The sequence below is a fragment of the Leptospira harrisiae genome, from assembly GCF_002811945.1.
GTDB lineage: Bacteria > Spirochaetota > Leptospiria > Leptospirales > Leptospiraceae > Leptospira_A > Leptospira_A harrisiae.
Map to the genome: position 1 here is coordinate 148,444 of NZ_NPDX01000007.1, position 19,457 is coordinate 167,900.

Annotated in this window: 19 protein-coding genes; 10 read left to right on the forward strand and 9 right to left on the reverse strand. The window is 36.7% G+C overall.

The genetic code is table 11. From position 1 onward, the window contains the following. Positions 1-51: 51 nt before the first annotated feature. A complete protein-coding gene (locus CH364_RS18055; RefSeq protein ID WP_100744184.1) occupies positions 52-2,094 on the reverse strand; it encodes a methyl-accepting chemotaxis protein in 2,043 nt (680 codons plus the stop codon). A 114-nt stretch (positions 2,095-2,208) separates the two neighbouring features. On the opposite strand from CH364_RS18055, the gene CH364_RS18060 reads away from it, so the two are divergent. Continuing rightward, positions 2,209-2,655 (forward strand): hypothetical protein, encoded by a 447-nt coding sequence (locus CH364_RS18060; protein ID WP_243401379.1) that lies wholly within the window; start codon positions 2,209-2,211, stop codon positions 2,653-2,655. Between the two features lie 92 nt (positions 2,656-2,747). Here CH364_RS18060 and CH364_RS18065 read toward each other — a convergent pair whose 3' ends face one another. The 6 genes from CH364_RS18065 to CH364_RS18090 all read right to left on the reverse strand — a co-directional run bounded on the left by CH364_RS18065 (position 2,748) and on the right by CH364_RS18090 (position 7,420). Beyond that, entirely contained in the window at positions 2,748-3,209 is a 462-nt protein-coding gene (locus CH364_RS18065) for a hypothetical protein (protein WP_100744186.1), read from the reverse strand. 10 nt (positions 3,210-3,219) lie between these two features. Then, positions 3,220-4,734, reverse strand: coding sequence for an outer membrane beta-barrel protein (locus CH364_RS18070; RefSeq protein WP_100744187.1), 1,515 nt, complete (start codon positions 4,732-4,734; stop codon positions 3,220-3,222). 178 nt (positions 4,735-4,912) lie between these two features. After that, on the reverse strand, positions 4,913-6,199 hold the full coding sequence (locus tag CH364_RS18075; RefSeq protein ID WP_100744188.1) for a CCA tRNA nucleotidyltransferase: 1,287 nt from the start codon (positions 6,197-6,199) through the stop codon (positions 4,913-4,915). Further along, entirely contained in the window at positions 6,190-6,612 is a 423-nt protein-coding gene (locus tag CH364_RS18080; protein WP_004786486.1) for a Fur family transcriptional regulator, read from the reverse strand. Before CH364_RS18080 ends, CH364_RS18075 begins: the two co-directional genes overlap by 10 nt. Before the next feature lie 32 nt (positions 6,613-6,644). Further along, positions 6,645-7,004: a hypothetical protein gene (locus CH364_RS18085; RefSeq protein WP_100744767.1), complete on the reverse strand. Its 360-nt coding sequence runs from the start codon at positions 7,002-7,004 to the stop codon at positions 6,645-6,647. A gap of 2 nt (positions 7,005-7,006) precedes the next feature. After that, a complete protein-coding gene (locus CH364_RS18090; protein ID WP_100744189.1) occupies positions 7,007-7,420 on the reverse strand; it encodes a ribonuclease HI family protein in 414 nt (137 codons plus the stop codon). A gap of 209 nt (positions 7,421-7,629) precedes the next feature. Between CH364_RS18090 and CH364_RS18100 the strand changes: the two genes are divergently transcribed. Continuing rightward, positions 7,630-8,619, forward strand: coding sequence for a class I SAM-dependent methyltransferase (locus tag CH364_RS18100; protein WP_100744191.1), 990 nt, complete (start codon positions 7,630-7,632; stop codon positions 8,617-8,619). Between the two features lie 3 nt (positions 8,620-8,622). Here the strand turns inward: CH364_RS18100 and CH364_RS18105 are convergent, their stop codons facing one another. Further along, entirely contained in the window at positions 8,623-9,363 is a 741-nt protein-coding gene (locus CH364_RS18105) for a motility protein A (RefSeq protein WP_100744192.1), read from the reverse strand. Beyond that, positions 9,360-11,543: a hypothetical protein gene (locus tag CH364_RS18110; RefSeq protein ID WP_100744768.1), complete on the reverse strand. Its 2,184-nt coding sequence runs from the start codon at positions 11,541-11,543 to the stop codon at positions 9,360-9,362. The genes CH364_RS18105 and CH364_RS18110 overlap by 4 nt, the downstream gene beginning before the upstream one ends. A gap of 121 nt (positions 11,544-11,664) precedes the next feature. Here CH364_RS18110 and CH364_RS18115 point away from each other — a divergent pair, with 121 nt between their 5' ends. The 8 genes from CH364_RS18115 (at position 11,665) to CH364_RS18150 (ending at position 19,434) form a co-directional block, all read left to right on the forward strand. Further along, complete coding sequence (locus CH364_RS18115; protein WP_165779511.1) at positions 11,665-13,206, forward strand: cellulose synthase family protein; 1,542 nt, start codon at positions 11,665-11,667, stop codon at positions 13,204-13,206. A gap of 79 nt (positions 13,207-13,285) precedes the next feature. Continuing rightward, entirely contained in the window at positions 13,286-13,564 is a 279-nt protein-coding gene (locus tag CH364_RS18120) for a hypothetical protein (protein WP_002973362.1), read from the forward strand. Positions 13,565-13,732: 168 nt separating this feature from the next. Beyond that, complete coding sequence (locus CH364_RS18125) at positions 13,733-14,734, forward strand: ATP-binding protein (protein WP_100744770.1); 1,002 nt, start codon at positions 13,733-13,735, stop codon at positions 14,732-14,734. A 17-nt stretch (positions 14,735-14,751) separates the two neighbouring features. Further along, positions 14,752-15,642 (forward strand): hypothetical protein, encoded by an 891-nt coding sequence (locus tag CH364_RS18130; RefSeq protein WP_100744193.1) that lies wholly within the window; start codon positions 14,752-14,754, stop codon positions 15,640-15,642. Positions 15,643-15,677: 35 nt separating this feature from the next. Further along, positions 15,678-16,139, forward strand: a complete 462-nt coding sequence (locus CH364_RS18135) for a PTS sugar transporter subunit IIA (protein ID WP_100744194.1) — start codon at positions 15,678-15,680, stop codon at positions 16,137-16,139. A gap of 4 nt (positions 16,140-16,143) precedes the next feature. Further along, the gene (locus tag CH364_RS18140; protein WP_100744195.1) at positions 16,144-17,025 is read left to right on the forward strand and encodes an ABC transporter permease subunit; all 882 of its coding nucleotides are present in this window, start codon (positions 16,144-16,146) and stop codon (positions 17,023-17,025) included. Next, positions 17,025-17,801 carry an ABC transporter permease subunit gene (locus CH364_RS18145; protein WP_100744196.1) on the forward strand — a complete coding sequence of 259 codons (777 nt, stop codon included), beginning with the start codon at positions 17,025-17,027 and terminating at the stop codon, positions 17,799-17,801. Before CH364_RS18140 ends, CH364_RS18145 begins: the two co-directional genes overlap by 1 nt. Continuing rightward, positions 17,791-19,434 (forward strand): PEGA domain-containing protein, encoded by a 1,644-nt coding sequence (locus tag CH364_RS18150; protein ID WP_100744197.1) that lies wholly within the window; start codon positions 17,791-17,793, stop codon positions 19,432-19,434. Before CH364_RS18145 ends, CH364_RS18150 begins: the two co-directional genes overlap by 11 nt. The last annotated feature ends 23 nt before the right edge of the window (positions 19,435-19,457 follow it).

Consider the following 19,457-nt stretch of genomic DNA (forward strand, 5'->3'; position numbering starts at 1 on the left):
AAAAGTGAAGGTTCTTTTTAGTATTTTCTGGGGAAATGCCGTTTTTCTTTGTTAGTGGGTGCGAAAGGAGTTGGTAACAGCAGCAATGGTACCCGCAATTTCCCCGATTTTTTGACTGACTTGGTTTAGGTCCGCCGAATTGTTTGCGAGTTCTTGTGCGCTGGTGGAAAGTGTGTTGATTGTGTTTACCATATCTTCAGAAGCTTTTTTCTGTTCTCTGCTTGAAAATTCAATGGTTTCGGCCATCTCTTGCAAACCGTTTAATTCAATTGTAACGTTAGTTAAACTATTTGTTTGGGTTGACATTTCTTCCTTTAATCCATCTACGCTATCTTGCATTCTTTTTGATTGTTCTACAATTTCGCTTAATGCATTTACCGTTTCGTGAACATGGTTGGCACCAATATTTACCACTGAATTACTTTTATCAATGAGACGTTTGATGTTTTTAACAGAAGATTGGGTTTTGTCTGCTAACTTTGATATTTCTTCGGCTACAACAGCAAATCCCATTCCTGCATCACCAGCACGAGCAGCTTCTATACTTGCATTTAATGCTAGTAAGTTGGTCCTCTCTGAAATCTCAGTAATGAGATCTACAATTCCTGTGATTTCTTTAGTTACAGAACGAATTTCTGTCATTGCATTATCTGTATTTTGAACCGAAGAGTTACCTAGATTTGCCAAATTTGTAGAAGAATTGGATTGTTCAGATAATTGTAAGAGTGCTTTTTCGATATTGGTTATTGATCCTTCGATATTTTTCATCTCTTCTGTAATTTTTACAATGTTTTTGGTTTCATTCGTAATAAATTCAAACATGATTTCAAAAGATGTGGTAAGTTCTTCTAGTGAAGCAGCAGATTCTTCTGATATAGAAGCAAGCGATGACGCATTGTCTGAAACAGAAAGCGCATCTTGTTTTAATTTATACGCCGCTTTTTCTGCACCACTAACTGAAATCTTTAATTGATTCATGATATGATTTAGATTTATTAAAAAACGATTAATCGATTCTGTGATATTACCAATTTCATTTGTTCCGAAGTTTGGTAGTGTTTTAGTTAGGTCTGCTTCCCCGCTAGAAAGTTCATTTACTTTGGAAAGGACAGTCACAAGTGGATTATTGATACTTCGAAAAATAGAAATTACAAAAAATGACGATACCATTAATGAAAATAAGGCAAGTAGAATGTTTATGTTTCTTTGAAAAGATAATAGTTGGATTCGGTCATAAACTAATTTTTCAAGGATTTCAATGGAGCGATCCTGAATATTCCCTGCAATCAACGTACCTCTATGTATTGTAGTAAACAATGTATCGGAAGAGGTAGGTTTTGTAGTTGCTTTAATAAAAGTATCTTTGAGATCTCGTGTATAACTTTCACATGATGATTTCGCAAGATCTTTCGCTTCCATTAGCTCTTTTTGATAAGGTGTAGTGTCCTCAATTGATTTTGTATACGATTTTTGAATTTCGTTGCATGTGGTTTCAATGGAATTAATGGAAATGAGCGCTTTGGTGAAACTGACGCTAGTGAACTGTTTATTTTTGTAAGTTACATTAGTGTATTCTTCTCGAGCTATTTCCTTTAAAGTTGCAATATTCTTTAATATATCCGGTACTCTAAAGAATATAATTTCCATTTGATAGTAAGAGTTTACTTCTGGGTCAAGGATTAGGTTAGAGAAGTCTCCAATTTTCAATGCCAGTTCTTGTGTATCTCCGAGAAACAGAATGCTTGTTGATTGGTTAAAAAAATCTACTTTCGTATATTTTTCCCATGCTGTTAATTCTTTTGTGTTATCAGGTAGTAGATCAGTTTCTTTGATTTTTCTTTTTGCTGCTTCTATTAAGGGAATTAAGTCAGCAGTGTTTTCTTGTCCGATTTTAAGTCTTTCTAATCCTTTTTGATAGGCTTGGTAAATTGGTTTTAGAGTATGGATTCCTTGTTGTTCTTTTTCTGCAAATTGAATCGTTCCATTGAGTGAACGCACTAAAATAAGCAAAATGATGAATAGTGATGCAATGAGAGGAAGCGGTAAAAGTAACAATCTACTTTGAATCGAAAACCTAGAAAGAAATTTTGACATAAAACTCTGTATCTTCCTCTAGTGGACGAATTAAAATTCCACTTATCTTCTAACGATAATTGATTTTCAATAAATCAATCATTTAATTTTATAGGTGTAAGAATGGGAGGGTTTGTGAACAAATCCCTAGTATTGATTACATTGTTCGTAACTGCTTCTTGTGCTCGCACATTAGAAGTCAAAAACCAAGAAAACCTTTTTGAAAATTGTATGAAGACATTCCAAGACGAAATCAAATGTCGAGAATTTATGTCCAAATCTGCAAAAGACATACAATCAGATGATGAAAAACGTGAAGAAGTATTAGCTCAACTAACAGTGGAGCAACTTGCCGGAATGAAACTTCGAAAAGATATCAAGGACACATTGCCAGGTAAAAATGGAAATTTTGTTCGTGAGTATATTGGTGATCCGGATGAAGTAAAACATGGTGGTGATAGAGAGTATTGGGTTTATAAAAGGCCCATTAGTAAGTTTTCCGGAGATTCGCTTCCTGATAAAGAAATTACGGTGATCTTTCGTAGGTCATTTGTTGAGAGAGTCGAATACAAAAAACCATAACAACTTCAGCGTTTTTAATTAGGATTGTTTGGTGCTGATTTTTCAATGGAATAGTCAGGAGAGGAAATCTCCTGACTTAGGTTTTGTTATTATTAGTATACCAAGTAACCGGTCAAATCTACTGTTGTGCCGGCTGAAGTCGTATACGAAGCGTTACATGCTGCAAATGCACCCGCAAGGGCTTGTTGCGCAAGGCCATAAGTAAACTGTGGTAAGTTACATGGTTGGATAGGGTCATTGATTTTTTTAAGCACACATTCTTTCAGTGCGTTCAAATCATCTTTTGTTTTACCATCCAATTTGGTTAAAGAACAACCTGTTCCTGGGTTGAAGTATTCTTTTCCTCCAACACAAGAGTTCGCTGCGACGTAAGCGCCTAGGCATACTTGTTGAACTTCATTGAAACTTCCAGTGTTAACAAGGTAAAGTAAAGCTGAATTATTATCTTCTTTTTTTGCACCAGACTCCGTGCAGCCAACGATACCGGCTGCCAAAAGAAGTGCTAAAGAGATTCCTGCTAAACCTGATTTAAAGGATTTCATATTCTTTTTCATCGTTTTCTCCTTAGAATTTTGCTACCATACCGACGATAATACCATTTTGGTGGGAAGCCGGTCTTCCAGAAGTATCTACGAATTGTTGACCAGGACCCCAATCTCTTCTTAAGTCTACTTTCACTTGAAGGTTTTCCGTTAAGTCAAACGTAGGTGTAAAAGTGAGGGTTTTGATTTGTCCGTAGTTACTTGTTGCTCTTGCGCCAATCGCATCTTGGAACTTGAGGTCATATCTGTCCGCAGGTGTTACTGCAAAAAGAGGAGGGTTAACTACAAGTGATCCGCCGTAACGTTTGTCATCAAGATACTCAAAACGGAAACCAAGTGCAAATAAATTTGTGAATTGGTACTTCGCTTGAAATTGGTAAGTTTGGTAAACTCGTTTTACTCTGTTTTCACGTGTGAAACTTGTGTCTTTTGTGAATCCAGCAGCAACTAACCCCGGGTCTAAGTCAGGAACAAGACCTGGCATTGCGGCATCCAATTTTGCTTTAGTGATTCCAGTTGCCTCGTATCCGAACGCAGCTGTATTGGTTTGACCAGTTCTTTCACCGTAAGTATAGTCAAAGATGGTAGTCAATTTATCAGTTGGTTTGAAGATCAAAATCAAGTTTTGAATCATCCAGTGGTCAGTTTTGAAAGCTGATTGTTTAGGGAATGAAGTTCCTGTTGCTTGCTCTAGATAGTAAAGGGAGTTATCTTGTCTACCTTTGATGTTATCATTCGCTTGCAATGTGTTCCAAACTACTTGGAATTTGTCAGGTACTACATCATACTTTACTTGTGTTCCAATTGCTCTCGTAGGGTTTGGACCATCAGCGTAAGCGTGTTGTTGTGTGCTAGTTAAACTAGATCCACCAACTGGATCACCATAAGGCGCCAATCCGCTATATCCAAATTGTTGGCCATTTCCTGTATAGCCAGTTCCTTGGGCACTATTGTAAAGGTAAAAACCAGTAGATAGTCTATCGTTAATTTGGAGGTTTGCTCTCGCACCAGTATGGATAAATGGGATTGTGTTAAAGAACACGTAACCTATCGTATAAGCGATGTTATCCTTTGAGTCAAGAAGTTCCAATCCAATATGTGTTGCCATCTTTCCTACGTCAACTGTCAACCCTTTGAGTACTGGGAAGTATGCTGAAACATAAGCTTGTTGTAACAACTGCATATTATGAAGAGAGTTCGTTGTTTGATACGGACGTTCTTGATACATGTTGTTTTGTCCGTTTTGCATATCCAAACGGAAACCCCATGGACTTTCTTTATCCGCCAACTTCTCCATAGAGAGTTTTACTGCATTCACAGCAAACTGCTTGTTGTAAGTGTGGAAAGTTCCCGCTGTATCTTGGGTAGCACCTTGCCGGTTGTTTGTAGTATAGTTATAGTATACATCCACATATCCGGAAAAATTTACCAACTCATACCAAGACTTATCCTTTTCCTTTTTATCCTGAGCAAAAAGGGAAGCTTGGGAAAATAAGGTAGCAACGATCGTCGCCAACAGAGTGTATTTATTTCTCATTTGCCATTTCTCCTATGTGAACTTGTTGTGCAAGTTGTGTACCAGGTTGGCGGAGATTCCTTCAGCGCTCGGAAGAAAAAAGAGAAACACTGTATTTGAATGGGTTCTTGCGAAAAAAAAATAAAATTTTGATTAATAAAAGAACAAAAAAAAATCCAAATCAGCGGGAATTTTGAATTTATTTGATCAGTTTGCTTATTAATTGAGCAGAGTGACGCAATAGTCCTGAATATTCATTTTCTTTAGGCGAGTGTAGGACAAGATCTAAGAGATTTGCTAAGACGCTTCCATAATTGGTTTTTGGTAGATCTGGAAAGGTTTCGGAGAGGTGATTGCCGTTTAATTTCAAGTCAGTGAGAAGCAATGGAGGCCCTTCCTCCCAAATCTGAACCAATTGGTTCACTGTATCTCCAAAAATTGGTTGTAGATTGAGGATGAATTCTCTATTGATTTGGTATCTTGCTTGGAAATGTCGTTTAACTGGTGCTAAATATTCTTTTTTTAAAGTAAAGTCGTCTACTTTGATTAAGTTAGGATTTGATTCCCACTTGGAAATAAATTCAAAAAACAACAAACCATCTTTGGTATTTTGACCTGAGAACTTTAAAGTTCGTAATATTGATTCTAGTTCCTTAGCAGTGGATTTATCAGCTATCGAATAAAAAGCCAATGCTAATTGTAATCCAATAAATTCTTTAGATGTTTGATTCAACCTTTCTAAAATATTTTTTTTGGGATTTAGTTCTGTTGGAAGTTGGGGAAGGAAAATTTGAAAGATACCTTCTTCACTAAGGAGTTGGATCATTCGAGCAGGATTTTGCCCCATAAATGATTTTAAAATTTCATCCTGAAATCGTTCTAAAGATATTTTTTTGGTGACGTGTTTTGTTTCGTGAATTGCTTTCTTTGTTTCATTTTCAATGAAAAAATCTAAAGTACTGGCAAATCTTAATGCACGAATGGGCCTTAATCCATCTTCTGAAAAACGTTTGATTGGATTTCCAATTGTACGAATTGTTCTTTCTTGGATATCTTTTTGACCAAAGTGTTCGTCTACAAGAATTCCCGTAGATAAATCAAAAGCCAATGCATTCATAGTAAAATCTCTGCGTTTTAAATCTTCGGATAATGTTGTACCAAATTCTACATGATCGGGCCTTCTGCCATCAGTATAATCTTTGTCTATCCGATAGGTCGTGACTTCATAGTTAACTTTATCTAAAACAATCGTTACTGTTCCATGTTCGATTCCTGTATCGATGACGGTTCGAAAGAGTCGTTTTACTTGTTTTGGTTCAGCATTTGTCGTTAAATCGTATTCCTTTGGAATTTTGCCCATTACCAAATCACGCACAGATCCACCAACTAGATAACATTCAAAACCTGCACCTTTCAGTGCAGAGTTTATTTGTAATAAGTGGTTTAAATTGAATTTGGGAATTAACGATTGGGTATCTATTGGCAATTTCTACACTTGCCTCTAAAAACAATTTCAACTGATTCTGTAGAAAAACCTTTTAGTTGTTTGGCGGAAGGAATCCCATTCCATGGATCATCAATACATTCTATTTTACCACAAACATTACAGATTAAATGTCCATGTGCTGCAGAAACTATATGGTTCCCATCTGACTTTAACTCAAAATAGGTGACTCGATCTGTGGAATGAAGGGAATTTAAAAGATTTTTTTCTTCTAGATCAGATAAGGCTCTGTAGATGGTTACTCTGTCCCAAGACTCCTCTTTTGGGAGTTTTTCCATAATTTCCTGGTGGTTGAGGGGCCTTGGAGATCCTTGTAGAATGGAAAGAACTTGTTCACGATTTTTCGTAACTTTCAGTCCGATTTTTTTTAGTATTTGAGAAGGATCACCAGCCATGATTTGTTTATCCTGTGATGGGGGAAGATTGTCTATTCTAAAATCACGTTTGCTTTCCAGATTTCCCAATACCGAATTCCTAAACGAGTGTGGATTTGTAAAAGCGCCTCAATTTCTTTTCCTTTGTTTTTTTCGACAATGACAGGCGCTATTCCTAAATCCAATTTTCGATTGAGAATGGTATCGATTTCTTCTTTGGCCATTTGAGTCACTTTGTCACAGTCATCTTTTCTTTCTACGAGTAAGGTTTTGTTTTTTTCGCAAAAAATTGCCGATTGGAAGTGCGATTTATTTTCTAAAAGATCATCCAACTGCTTCGTGATTGATTTCTTACAATTCGATAAGGAGCAAATCAAAAAAAAACTAAACAGAAGATAAAAACTAATTTTCACAATCAATCCTTTTTATCTTGGGCGATGTTTGCGAGTTGGTCTGCTCGTGAGTTTTGTTCTCGAGGAATATATTGTATTTCAAAATTTTGAAATGAAGACTTTAGGGTTTCGCATTTATTTTTGAAAACAAGTAAGTCTTTATTTTTTACCTTATATTCGCCTTTCATCTGTTTAACGACGAGTTCAGAATCTAATCGGAAACGAATTTTTTGTAAGTTTTGTTTTATGGCTTCTTCCATCCCACGGTACAAAGCTTGCCATTCTGCCACATTGTTTGTGGCGGTTCCAATTTTTTCAGAAAGAAAAAAAAATTCGATTCCATCATTGTCTTGAAATGAAACACCAATGGCAGCAGGGCCTGGATTTCCGCGGGAACTACCGTCACAATAAATGAAGGTGGTATCTTTTGTCGACATAGCCGACAGTCTTTCTAGTGACTCAATCCTCACCAATCAAAAACACGAACTGGTTATAAAAAAATCTTTTGAATTCTGATTTATGAAGGACTTTTTTTCGGTGTCGTGGTAAACGGAGCGTATTGGGTGGCGGGTGGATAACCCCACCCAGTCTCAATAGGGCGGGGAGATCTATCCAAAAATCCCATCCAGCCCAAAAAGGAAAATGCATGACCGAACGGGGATTTGGTGCCCTTACCATGTTTGAAAATCGCCTTCGCAAACTAAAGAAGGAACGCGAAAAATGGGCAAAACGAGAATCTGTTGATTGTTACCGTATCTATTCTGAAGACATCCCTCAGGTGCCTTGTATTTTGGATCGGTATCCCAATGGATTGGTTTTATATGATAAAAGTTCCTTACGTTTCCAAGCAGAGGAAGGTCACGAAGAACGTTTTGATCGTATCGCTGCAATTGCGCGAGAAGTATTTCAAATTACAGAAGAACAATTATATTTAAAAAGACGGAAAAAACAAAAAGGATCAGATCAATATGACAAATTTGCTATTGAAGGAAATTTTCAATGGGTAAAAGAATCTAATTTAGAATTTCGTGTCAATCTGTCTGATTATTTGGATACAGGACTTTTTTTGGATCATCGTATCACAAGAGATTGGTTAAGGAAAGTTTCGAAAGGTAAATCTGTTTTGAATTTATTTTCATACACAGGTGCATTTTCCGTCTATGCAGCGTCAGGTGGTGCAAACAAAACCAAAAGTGTAGATCTCTCCAAAACATATTGCGATTGGGCATTGAAAAATTTGGAACACAACGGTTTTAAATCTGCCAATCACCAAATTATAAATGCTGACATTTTGCAATGGATCGAAGAAGAAACAAAAAATCCTAACCGGGAACGTTATGATTTAATTTTTCTAGATCCTCCAACCTTTTCCAATAGTAAAAAAATGCGAGAGGAATGGGATGTACAAACAAAACATAAAAATCTTCTGTTATTACTTTTAACAAAATTTCTTTCTGATAATGGAGAAATTTGGTTCTCTACCAATTTTAGGAAATTCAAAATGGAAGTTGAAGAGGAAGAGTGGACCGAACGTGGTTTTATTTGTGTCAACCGTTCCAAAGAATCAATTCCAGCAGATTTTCGTGATGAAAAAATTCATCAGTTGTTCTGCATCCAACCAGAACCCAATATTTAACCACTAATATTTAACAAAAGGATCAATCCGTTCGGCGAGAATTCTGCGGTTTTCGCCAGACTGTAAAGACAATATCCCTCGCATGATGGCTTGTCGTTCGTTACTCTCTCGTTTGGCGACCACTTTGAGTTGGTTCGAGATAGGCAGTAGGATTAAATTCGCAAATGAGATTCCGTAAAAGGTGGCGATGAAGGCAGTTGCAATTCCTTGGCCAAGAACTTTTGTCCCTCCATCTAAATTTTCAAGAACTGTCACAAGTCCAAGAACAGTTCCAATGATTCCCACTGTGGGAGAGAAACCTGCAGCGGTTTCAAAAACTTTTGCAGATTTTATATCATTCTTTTCTTCCTCTTCGTGTGCTTCCCACAAAATTTCTTCAATGGTTCTGGGGTCTGACCCATCAACAATCAATTGAATCCCTTTTTGTAAAAACGGGTTCTCTAACTTTTTAGCTTCATCTTCTAATGACAATAACCCATCTTTTCTAGCTTTTTCCCAAAATCGAAAAAATATTAGCTTTAGATCTTTTTCTTTTTTTCTAGAAAGTGCAAATCGTGTATCTCTAACAGCTTTAGTCACTTGTGAAATGGAATAGGAAGCAAAGGTGGCACCTAACGTTCCGCCTACGATTAGCAACATTGCAGGAAGATGAAAAAAGGAACGTAACGATGCACCTTCGATTAAAATTGCAACAAACACCGATAAAACGGCTGCGAGGATTCCGAGTAATGTGGAATGGATCATTGAATTCTTGCCTCTCTCAAATCTGGTCGAACACTCAACCTTCTGAGTGAATCTTTTTTTTCTATAACTTCGTTTTTAAGTCTTTCCCAAATCACAGAATCAGGATTTTCTCTTATTCTTGCACTGATAATAGGTTCTACTTCTTTCCAGTTTTCCTGATTAATGAATAATCGAACGCGCGCTAACTCTAGTTCATTTGCTTGGTCAGTTTGATTGTTTATCCGATAAAATCTTTCCAAGGAACTCATTGTACGAAGGGCATTGTTCCAATCGCCTAAAGATTCAAACATAGGTATCAAAGAATTCCAAGCGAATTCTTGGAATTCAACATCGGAACTTAAGTCCTCGAGAATGGGAATGTATTCCGCTTCCGGCGTTGTGAATTTTAAACTATTAAAAGCAATTCTCAGTAAATCAGGTTTTGGTGGTTCAAATTTCCTTGCGATGGCAATGGCATCCAAAGCTAGTTTGTTTTGTCCAATCGTATGGTAAAACCTTGCATATTCTGCAAAGGATTCGTAATAAAGATGTTTAATCTCAAGTGCATCTTTTCTCAAATCACCCGATGAATATTTCAATACAGAATCAATGACTGCTACTACCTCTAAGGTAGTTGCATTATCTAATTTTTCTGCGAAGTATTTTAATTTCCAATCTGATGGCAAAGTGTTAGCAAAGCCAATTTTTGATTCTAAATAACTTGGGTAATAAATATCGAAATTCCAGTATGACTTTCGACTCAAAAGTGATAAGGCATTGATGTGATGAAATTGATTGGATTTATTTCTAGTTGTTAAGATTAGGAATGGATGTTGCTCCTGGCTCAATCTCTCAATGTAAGAAATGATTTGTGATTGGTTGGAACTAAGGCCTAAAACGACGGTTTTATCTTTGATTTCCGAATGTTTTGGTAAAAATGGATTTGATTCAAATGGTAAAAAAGATTTATAATAAATATAATCTTTGTTATTGAAAGTTATATTGGTAATTGCAAATGGGATTGGATCAAAAATTTCTTTTTTAGAAAACGGAGAGTTGGTTCTGATCGTTGGCGGGGAAAAGAAAAGTAAAACAATGAAAGTAGCTGCAGCCAACATCATAATTCTTGGCAAACGCACAATATGTTTTTGCATTAGGTAAGGATATACTAGAACAGGAACAAATAACAGAGCTGAGATGGTCCTGATACCCATTGGTAAATTCCAGAAGTATAACAAAAAAGAAAGACCAAGGTAGATACTTGTTTCAAATCCAATTAATAGATATTCTTTATAAGCAGTTTTGTTTGGTTTAAAAAATCCAACAATAGATCCTGTGATGATACAAAGTGCGATAAAAAAAGAACTCCAGTAAGTCTGGTAAATAAAGAAGAAAAATGCAAAAAGAAGAGCAACTCTTCCAATTAAAAACACAGCTTTAGTTTCTTTTTTTAAACCACCTAGTAGAGATAAAACTCTTCCAAAGATTACTGAAAAGGAAACAGAAAGGATGAGTGGAATCTTGGGGCCAGGTTGGAAGTATAAATGTAAAATACAGTATGAGATAAGTAAAGACAGTGCAGATCGATAGAAAGGAGCAAATAACGGATGTTTGCCGATTTTTGATCTAATTTTGTAAAACTTACTAGCGTAGGGGCTTCTTTGTACAAACGTGCTTATCAAATACAGTGACAACAAAATGTAAAATACCGCTAACAGAACTTTCATGGAGTAATTTTGGTTTGGTTCAAAGAGTGAGTAAAATGTGAATACGGTCACACCAAGAGCAAAACTCAAAAAACGGAAATCGCGTAATGACCCACCATAGATCCCAACTGCGAATGCAGATATGATTCCGCTGAATAAAACCAATTCAAAGGAAAAAATATAATCGATAAGAAACTCTGCAGAATTGGCACGTAAAAACCAAAAAATTTGAATGATGGCTGCCACAAGAAGAGTAAGTGCCAAACTTAGAGGTAACGTTTGTTTGTATTTCCTGTAGATAAATCCTACTGCAAAGAAAATAATAAGAAGGATTTGTAGCACAGGGTATGCAGTGTCCGTACGATCGATGAGTGCAAGTTCAGATCCGGCTACATAAAAAAATAGAGAAAGAACATAACCTATCGATAGGCTAAGACTAAACTCGAGTGAGGGGAAGAGGCCGGTTTCCCAGAAACGTTTCCATTGAGAATCCATAGAATTTGCTACCAAAGATGTCGGATGGGTCACTTTCGCAAACCAAAGAAAATCTAATTTTATTTGGCGGTGCACAAAATGTTTGACCAAAACGACCTATTTGCCGAATTTGACTATAACTATGCTCACGTTTTTATCTATATCGTTTTTGGTTCTTTACGGCTTTGATATTTTGGTTCTGTTTTACTTCGGATTACATACTTACCTCATGGTTTTTCTGTATAGCAGATACAAACAAAACTGTGCGGAGGATGAAACCAAAGTCCTTTCCTTAAAGGACAAAAACCTTCCTACGGTAACTGTCCAACTTCCTATTTTTAATGAATTTTATGTGGTCGATCGATTGATTGAATCTGCATGTAATCTCGAATATCCTGCAAAAAAACTCCAAATCCAAGTCTTGGATGATTCCACTGACGAAACCATCGAAAAGGTGGCAACTTTAGTTGCCCAGTACAAGAAAAAAGGAATTTGGATCGAACACGTTCATAGAACCAATCGAAAAGGCCACAAAGCAGGTGCCCTGGATGAAGGTATGGCAAAAGCAAAAGGTGACTACATTGCTATCTTTGATGCTGACTTTACGCCAGATTCCGACTTTCTCCTTCGTACAATGGGATATTTTGAAGATAAATCCATTGGGATGGTCCAAACTCGTTGGGGCCATATCAACGAAACATATAATATTTTAACCAAAGCGCAAAGTTTTGGAATCGATGGTCACTTTATGATCGAACAAGTCGCAAGAAACGGTGCAAGCCTTTGGATGAACTTCAATGGAACTGCCGGTATCTGGAGACGTTCTTGTATTGAAGACGCTGGTGGATGGGAACATGACACCCTCACGGAAGATTTCGATCTTTCTTATCGTGCCGAACTCAAAGGTTGGAAATTCCGTTACATCAAAGACGTGGTTTGTAAGGCAGAAATTCCTGCTACTATGAACGCTTATAAAGCACAACAATTCCGTTGGTGCAAAGGTTCCATCCAAACTGCGGTCAAACTCATTCCAAGAATTTGGAAGTCCAAAGAATCTTGGAAAATCAAAGGCGAGGCGATCACTCACTTAATCAATTATTCTGTTCACCCGCTTATGATCATCAACATCCTTCTCACAGCTCCTCTCCTTCTTATGGAATTTTGGGCAGGGTTCAAAATGGATGACCTCCCAATGGAAATTCTTTTTGGTTCGGCGGCAGTTCTATCCATCGGATCGATGGGTCCTGTGATTTTTTACGCCTATTCACAAAGAGAAATTCACAAAAATTGGAAATCCAAATTGGTTTATCTTCCTATTCTTGTAATGATTGGAACAGGGATTGCTGTGATGAATACCTATGCTTGGGTCGAAGCCGTTTTTGGTGTCCAATCGGGATTCAAACGCACTCCTAAACTCCGAATTGAAAAAGAAGGAGATAGTTTACAGGACAAAATCAAATATGTGGTCCCTGTGGATTACAGAGCGTTCCTCGAATTTTTTATGGGCGCTTATTGTGTGTTCTGCATTTATTTATCCTTCATGGTCGGAAAACCGTACATGATTGGTTTTATGGTTCTCTATTCCATCGGATTTTTCTATGTCTCTTATCTTTCTGTGGCGGAGTCGTTCTGGAAATTCAAACCAGCGACCAAAGCAGAAAAGGAACTACGTGCCGTCGCTTAAGGAAAGAGCGATGGTACTTACTTGACGAAACCTTTCCTTCCAAAAAGCTGTAAATTCAACCTAGGTTCAGGGGTCATCCATGAGTGAAAAAGTCTACTGCGCGAACTGTTTGCATTGTGTTGTCGTTCGCCAATACGAATCGGAGCAAGATAAATACATTCTTCGAGTCAAATGTAACAAGAAGAAATGGTCAAAACGTTCTGGTGAAGAAAAACTTTATAAATACTTTACTGTAGCTCGTCGTATGCAAACAAACTGCGAGTATTATGAAGAAATGGGAGAGATTCTACCTTATATCAAGAACTTGAAAAAAGAACTCCCAATCAAAGACGAAATCTACATGGTGAAAGCCGTCTAAATCATTACCGGCGTGTTGTTTCCCAGGTTACCTCGCGCCTTCGCTCGCAAATTTCATAAAACTGAAAACAAAAAAGAACGGACGATTCAGGGTCAATTCCTGATCCCCGTTCCTGCGGGCAGCGTTCTCTCTGATTCCTATCCCACACGAGTGACTCATGGTCAGGTTATGCTCGCGCATAACGGAAAAAAGGTGCTTGCACCTGTCAACGGAGTCGCTAGTCTCACTCCAGACCAAAAACACTTTCAAATCAAACAAGATGGATCTTGGTCTACTACTTCACCATATCAATTCCGTCAGTTTGATTTTCCAACTCTATTGGAATCTTTTGACTTGGGTGCTTTGTATTCTTTGGATTTGATTGAAACTCCACTAAAGGATTACTTTCAAAAATTTAAGAAAGACTCTACTTTTAAAATTGTATTATCACCATTTTGCAGATACCAACATCTAAACTTTGAAGAAATGATTCTTCGAGATATGAAGGATGCTTATCTAGCATTCAATGAACTTCTCAAACAAATTTTTCCAAAGGCAGTAGTCTCTAATTTTTTTGAACTACCAACGTTGGATTTTGAACATCCGAATGGAATTCCTGAGTTTTTTCTCCACAAACAATTTCACGAACCTGTGGACAAAACTAGAAAATCACTAATCAATCATGAAGTATTATTTTTAGGTGCTGAATCGATATTTCATATCTTAAGAATGTTATATTATAATGAACCTTTTACGAAACGACATTTAGCAGTTTTTTTAGTAGATCGTAAAGGAAGAATGGATTTGGAACCTCGCCAGTTTTTTTTAACGAATGGTCAATCGTTGGCGTTCATTCCAGCCAATTTAGACAAACGATATAAAATTGCATCATTCCAAACCGTGTTTGAAGAAGTAAAACCAATGGACGTTGCTTCGTTAGGTTATTTTAATATTTATGAACAATACTCCATCACACTTTATGAAAAACTTCCTGCATCCAGAAAAGAATTCAGTTGTATTGATTGTATGGAATGTAATAACTACTGCCCAACCAATGCAAATCCTGTGCAACTGATCAAAGGGAAAACTGAAGAATTCGAAAAGAGCCAATGTATATCCTGCGGAATTTGTACAGTTTACTGTCCATCAGGCATTGATATTCGGAAACGTATTGAAGGAGTTTTGGTTTAGCGACCGACCATTATTATATGTTAAAGAATCTTTATATTCTTTCTGAAAATAGTTGGGGTGTGAAATCTTCAGAAGTATTTGCCGATTTTTTTTATTTTTTAACTTTGATTGGGTTTTTAGGGTATTCGTTGGCCCATGTTTTACCGATTCCAATTTTGCCGATCGCAATAGCATCAATTATCACTTTAGTTTATTTTGGATTTTGTATTCGAGCCAACCAGTCCCCTTATTGGTTGGGTTTACTGTCACAGTTACTTATTGTTTTTTTGATTTTACCTACTACGTGGTTACATCCTATTTTAATACCGGTTGCTTATCTTTTCGCAGTGGTTGTGCATTATTTTTTGATTCAACAATATTCTTTGCGAGTGCCTCTCTTTAGTTTGGTGTTTCTTTTCGTATTAATTTGGGATACAGTATTTTCATTGTTAGGATATTCCTTTCGAACCCCAGTGGAGTTTGTCCCTTGGGTTGGGATTTCCTTTGAAAATTCTATTTTACCTCTCACACGTCCTTGGTTTTCAAATGTTCCCATTCGACTCACTGATTATTTGTCTTTTGTGGATTGTCTTGGGATTTATGTTTTAGTTGGAATTGCTTGGGTATCTTTTCGAAGAACCGTTTTACTTGGGTTTTTCCTCTGTTGGCTTATTTTGTTTTCCATCTGGGGAATTGGTTCCGGCCAATTAGGATTGAACTGGATTCTTTCCTATTCAGCTCTTGCTTTCTTTTTACATGTAGGCCCAGGAAGGAATTTTTATGGATCCTATTATGTTTCTTTGCTGGGTTTTGTCATTTTACTTCCCATTGCGTTTTTTGTAGGTAAAATGGGTGCGAGTGCAGTTTCCGTATTGGTTGTTTTTTTTCTTTTAGAAGGTCTCTTAGTTAGGGTTTTTCTTGGAAAATAAGTCTATCTTGAAAAGGTGGGAGTAAGTTATACCATATGAATCAACTTCTGGAGATTCTGGACCCTAAAAATATCATTTTCGATTTTAAAGCAACCACGAAAGAGGATGCCATTCGTAAGATGATTTCGCATATGGTCGCCACACAATCGTTAGATCCTATCCACGAAGAAGAGACTGTTTCTTCTTTAATGAACAGAGAAAAATCAATGTCGACTGGAATTGGGAGTGGGGTTGCCATTCCCCATTGTTCGGTGCACTATGTAAATGAATTGAAATGTGCAATGGCAATTGCACCACAAGGAATTGACTTTGATGCACTTGATCATGGTTTAGTTCAAATTTTTATCATGCTGATAGTTCCGAAAAACAAATTCCAGGATCATATCAAAACACTTGCATTGATTGCAAAAACTCTAAATATCCCCGAAGAAAGAGAAAAACTCATCAAAGCCAAAAATTTCGAAGAAATCCAAAAGGCATTCCTTTCGAAAAGTTAATCCAGTGAAGTCGGAACTATTCCGTTTTCTGTATTTTTTACTGCTGTTATCCTGTATCAGTAGTTTTGTATCTGAGTTTCATACAAAAGATAAATCTTATCTTTATGCAGATGTTGGGATCTCAGAAGTTCAAAACAAGGAAGCAGATTTTTTATCTTCCTATTTTCAGTTTTGGAAATCATTGGTGTTTGAATCTGGTGGAAAAACGGAAAATGGCGAAACTGTATATTCGCATATTCTAACTCGTTTTCTTCCAACCTTACATTTAGCATTATTTAGTATTCTTTTTGGTTCCATTTTTGCATTTGCGCTTTCTCTTGGCGTTACTTATTTTCGTTCAAAAGTTTTGTATGATATGGTTTCGTTTAGTTCTAATTTGATTTTGTCTACTCCAGTCTTTATAGTTGCTATTCTACTTTTGATTTTATTTTTTTATCGATTGGAATGGTTCCCTCCAGGTGGTTACGAATCGGGGAACACATATTATGTTGTTTTGCCGGGGATTACGTTGGGTTCGCGAGTATACGCTCGAATGTCATTGTATTTATTGCCAGAAATTCACAAGGAAGCAGAATCGAAGTATGTTCAGTTATTAAAAACTAGATCCTATCCTTGGAGTCATATAGTCGGAAAAGAAATTTTTTTAAAAGTCTTACCGATTGCTCTGATTCTTTTGATTTTGGACTTTGGATCCTTGTTGTCAGGAGCTATGGTAGTAGAGGAAATTTTCTTTTACCCAGGAATCGGAAAGTCTCTATATTATTCTATTAAATCGATGGACACACGATTACTTGCAACATTACTAATGTATTCTGGTATATTGTTCTATATTTTGAATCGTATTGGATTTTATCTTCAGAGATTTTTTTCTGGAGGCTTGTTATAGTGAGTCATTTACTTACCATTGTTAGATTTTTATTTTTTGGATTAGTTACAGCGGGTGTTTTGTTTTTGCCAAAACCCACAAATGTAGATTTAGTAAACAATAACTTGCCGATTTTTTCTCCTGGTTTTTTTGCGGGTACAGATCGACTGGGTCGTGACAATCTTGCGTTATTCTGTTATGGATCTTTATCAACGATCATACTTGTGATTCCTGCGCGCATTTTTACTATTTTTGTTTCGTTTCTTTTGTCTTCATTTGCACTCTTTTTCCCTAAAAAAACGGACTTTGTACTTTCTGGAATTGTTTCTGTTTCTTTAGCTATTCCATCTTTGTTGTCGGCTCTTATCGTGATCAGTTTGTTGCCAAACAGTCCTTTTACAATTTTTATTGCGATTTTGGTTTCCGATTGGGCATTGTCTTATGAAACATTGACTGCTAAAATTCGTGAGATCAAACAAAGCTCTTATCTTTCGGCATCCCTTTGTATGGGAGCAAAATCCTATCACTTAGTTCTTTTGCATTATTTGCCTGCCCTTCGCGATATTTTTGGTTTTTTGTTTTTTTCTGGATTGCCGGCAGTAGTGATGACTACAGCCCTGTTTTCCTATCTGGGAATCCAAACTTCGCTTGGTGATACGGGGCCAGGGCTTGGAGAACAAATCGCATTTTCTAAAGATTATTTTGATAAGTCACCAGTTTCCGTTTTGCTTCCGATCGTTGCCATTTTAACTTTGGTGTATTCTTTGGGATCTAACCTAAAAAAGAATGAAACATAAAATTTCCGCATCATTCATTATCCTCTGCCTTGTATTCAATACACTGCCTTTATTTTCTATTGATGATTATTACAATTTTCCCAAACAAAGTTACAAGGGAAGTGTGACTTATGAGTCTTCTCGTAATTTATGTTTGTTTTCTTTTGTTGCAGTCACACCAGATCCAACGAAAGAATATTTAGTTAAAGGAATTCCTTCGGTATTACTTTCAGACTTAAGAAGTTTAGAATATACTTATGTGGAATATCCCAAACCAAACGTAGTATATCATTCTTTTGGCGATTCACCGGATAAAACTTTGCAAGAGAAAGTTGATGCAGAGTCTTTGAACGTAAAACGGAAAAAGAGAGAAATCAACGATGAAAAAGATTTGGATGATCTACGTTCTGGTAAAAAACAATTGGCTCCCGAAAAAGATCCTCGTTATGTAAAAGTTACAATTAAACAACTTCTTGATAGGAAGGCCCCTACACCGGATGAATCATTTGGTTTGGCTTCTAAATTAAATTGTGACTATATTATTACAGGTAGTTATGAAGTGCGTGAAAATGAACTTTTTACAAAAGTATTTTTATTTGATGATTTTGAAGGAAAAACAATTCCTTTTGAACACAAAACATCTGTAATTCGTGCTTACCAGGAAATGGGGCCACTCGGAGAATCCATTCGTGAAAAGTTGCAAGGAAAGGATACAACTACCGTTTCCGTTTCAACGGAAGGAGAAGAGGGTGCCCTTGTTTATTTAGATGGTATATATTTGGGAAAAACGCCGTTAATTGGTAAAAAGTTTCCAGTTGGCAAAAGATCCTTATTTATCTTTAAAGAAGGCTTTCATCCTCACAAACAAGATATCCAGCTAGATAAAGGGAAACCGTTTCAATTCGATGCCAAACTTTCTCTCAAACTTAGTAACTCATATATTTCTGTTCATTCAAATGTCGAAGCTGATGTTTATTTAGGAATTCAATATTTGGGAAAAACGCCGTTAGAACGTATCGCCATTCCTTCTGGTATGAATCGATTGCGGGTATCCAAAGAAGGCCATATTGATTATTTTCGTGGTATTGATGCACATGATAACGAGGAAGTCGTGGTTGATGCGGTGATGCGAGAGGGAAAAACTGATGTCTATTATAAGAATAAACAAAATGTTTTTTTAGATCATACGTATAAGGATTTTGCCACCTATTCTTTGTATGGTTCTCTTTTGTTTTATGCAAGTTATGTATATTTGAATTATGCATCTAGGCAGGCCTATTCGGCTGCAAGATCACAAGTAACTCTTGTTAATGCTAGCGCAATTTCTTCTTTTTATCAAAATAATCCCAATGAATTTTTCTTTTGGTATAGTGTGCAAAATCATGTAATTGATGATGCAGAATCAAAGGCTAGGAGTTTGAAACGTGCTGCGGGAACCTTGCCAATGGAAAACCGCAAAGATCGTCAATTGGTAGCAGGTCCCATGGTGATTTTGATGGGACTCATGCTCGTATCTGCAGCTACGTTTTATATCCTTGGGCTTGATGAAGAGACCTTAGAGTTTGGATATTTGCCTTTGAATCCGTCTACAGTTAGTTATGGCCAGAATTCACGCGAAGGCTATGGTTATCTGCAGTTTAACGTACGGTATTAGAAAGTAGATTTCCCCGCCCTAAT

What these genes read in the sequence shown, in the direction of transcription:
- CH364_RS18120 (WP_002973362.1), top strand. Translation starts at nt 13,286, where the DNA reads ATGAGTGAAAAAGTCTACTGCGCGAACTGTTTGCATTGTGTTGTCGTT.
- CH364_RS18125 (WP_100744770.1), top strand. Translation starts at nt 13,733, where the DNA reads ATGCTCGCGCATAACGGAAAAAAGGTGCTTGCACCTGTCAACGGAGTC.
- CH364_RS18115 (WP_165779511.1), top strand. Translation starts at nt 11,665, where the DNA reads ATGCTCACGTTTTTATCTATATCGTTTTTGGTTCTTTACGGCTTTGAT.
- CH364_RS18080 (WP_004786486.1), bottom strand. Translation starts at nt 6,612, where the DNA reads ATGGCTGGTGATCCTTCTCAAATACTAAAAAAAATCGGACTGAAAGTT.
- CH364_RS18135 (WP_100744194.1), top strand. Translation starts at nt 15,678, where the DNA reads ATGAATCAACTTCTGGAGATTCTGGACCCTAAAAATATCATTTTCGAT.
- CH364_RS18110 (WP_100744768.1), bottom strand. Translation starts at nt 11,543, where the DNA reads ATGGATTCTCAATGGAAACGTTTCTGGGAAACCGGCCTCTTCCCCTCA.
- CH364_RS18105 (WP_100744192.1), bottom strand. Translation starts at nt 9,363, where the DNA reads ATGATCCATTCCACATTACTCGGAATCCTCGCAGCCGTTTTATCGGTG.
- CH364_RS18150 (WP_100744197.1), top strand. Translation starts at nt 17,791, where the DNA reads ATGAAACATAAAATTTCCGCATCATTCATTATCCTCTGCCTTGTATTC.
- CH364_RS18065 (WP_100744186.1), bottom strand. Translation starts at nt 3,209, where the DNA reads ATGAAAAAGAATATGAAATCCTTTAAATCAGGTTTAGCAGGAATCTCT.
- CH364_RS18100 (WP_100744191.1), top strand. Translation starts at nt 7,630, where the DNA reads ATGACCGAACGGGGATTTGGTGCCCTTACCATGTTTGAAAATCGCCTT.
- CH364_RS18130 (WP_100744193.1), top strand. Translation starts at nt 14,752, where the DNA reads ATGTTAAAGAATCTTTATATTCTTTCTGAAAATAGTTGGGGTGTGAAA.
- CH364_RS18090 (WP_100744189.1), bottom strand. Translation starts at nt 7,420, where the DNA reads ATGTCGACAAAAGATACCACCTTCATTTATTGTGACGGTAGTTCCCGC.
- CH364_RS18070 (WP_100744187.1), bottom strand. Translation starts at nt 4,734, where the DNA reads ATGAGAAATAAATACACTCTGTTGGCGACGATCGTTGCTACCTTATTT.
- CH364_RS18055 (WP_100744184.1), bottom strand. Translation starts at nt 2,094, where the DNA reads ATGTCAAAATTTCTTTCTAGGTTTTCGATTCAAAGTAGATTGTTACTT.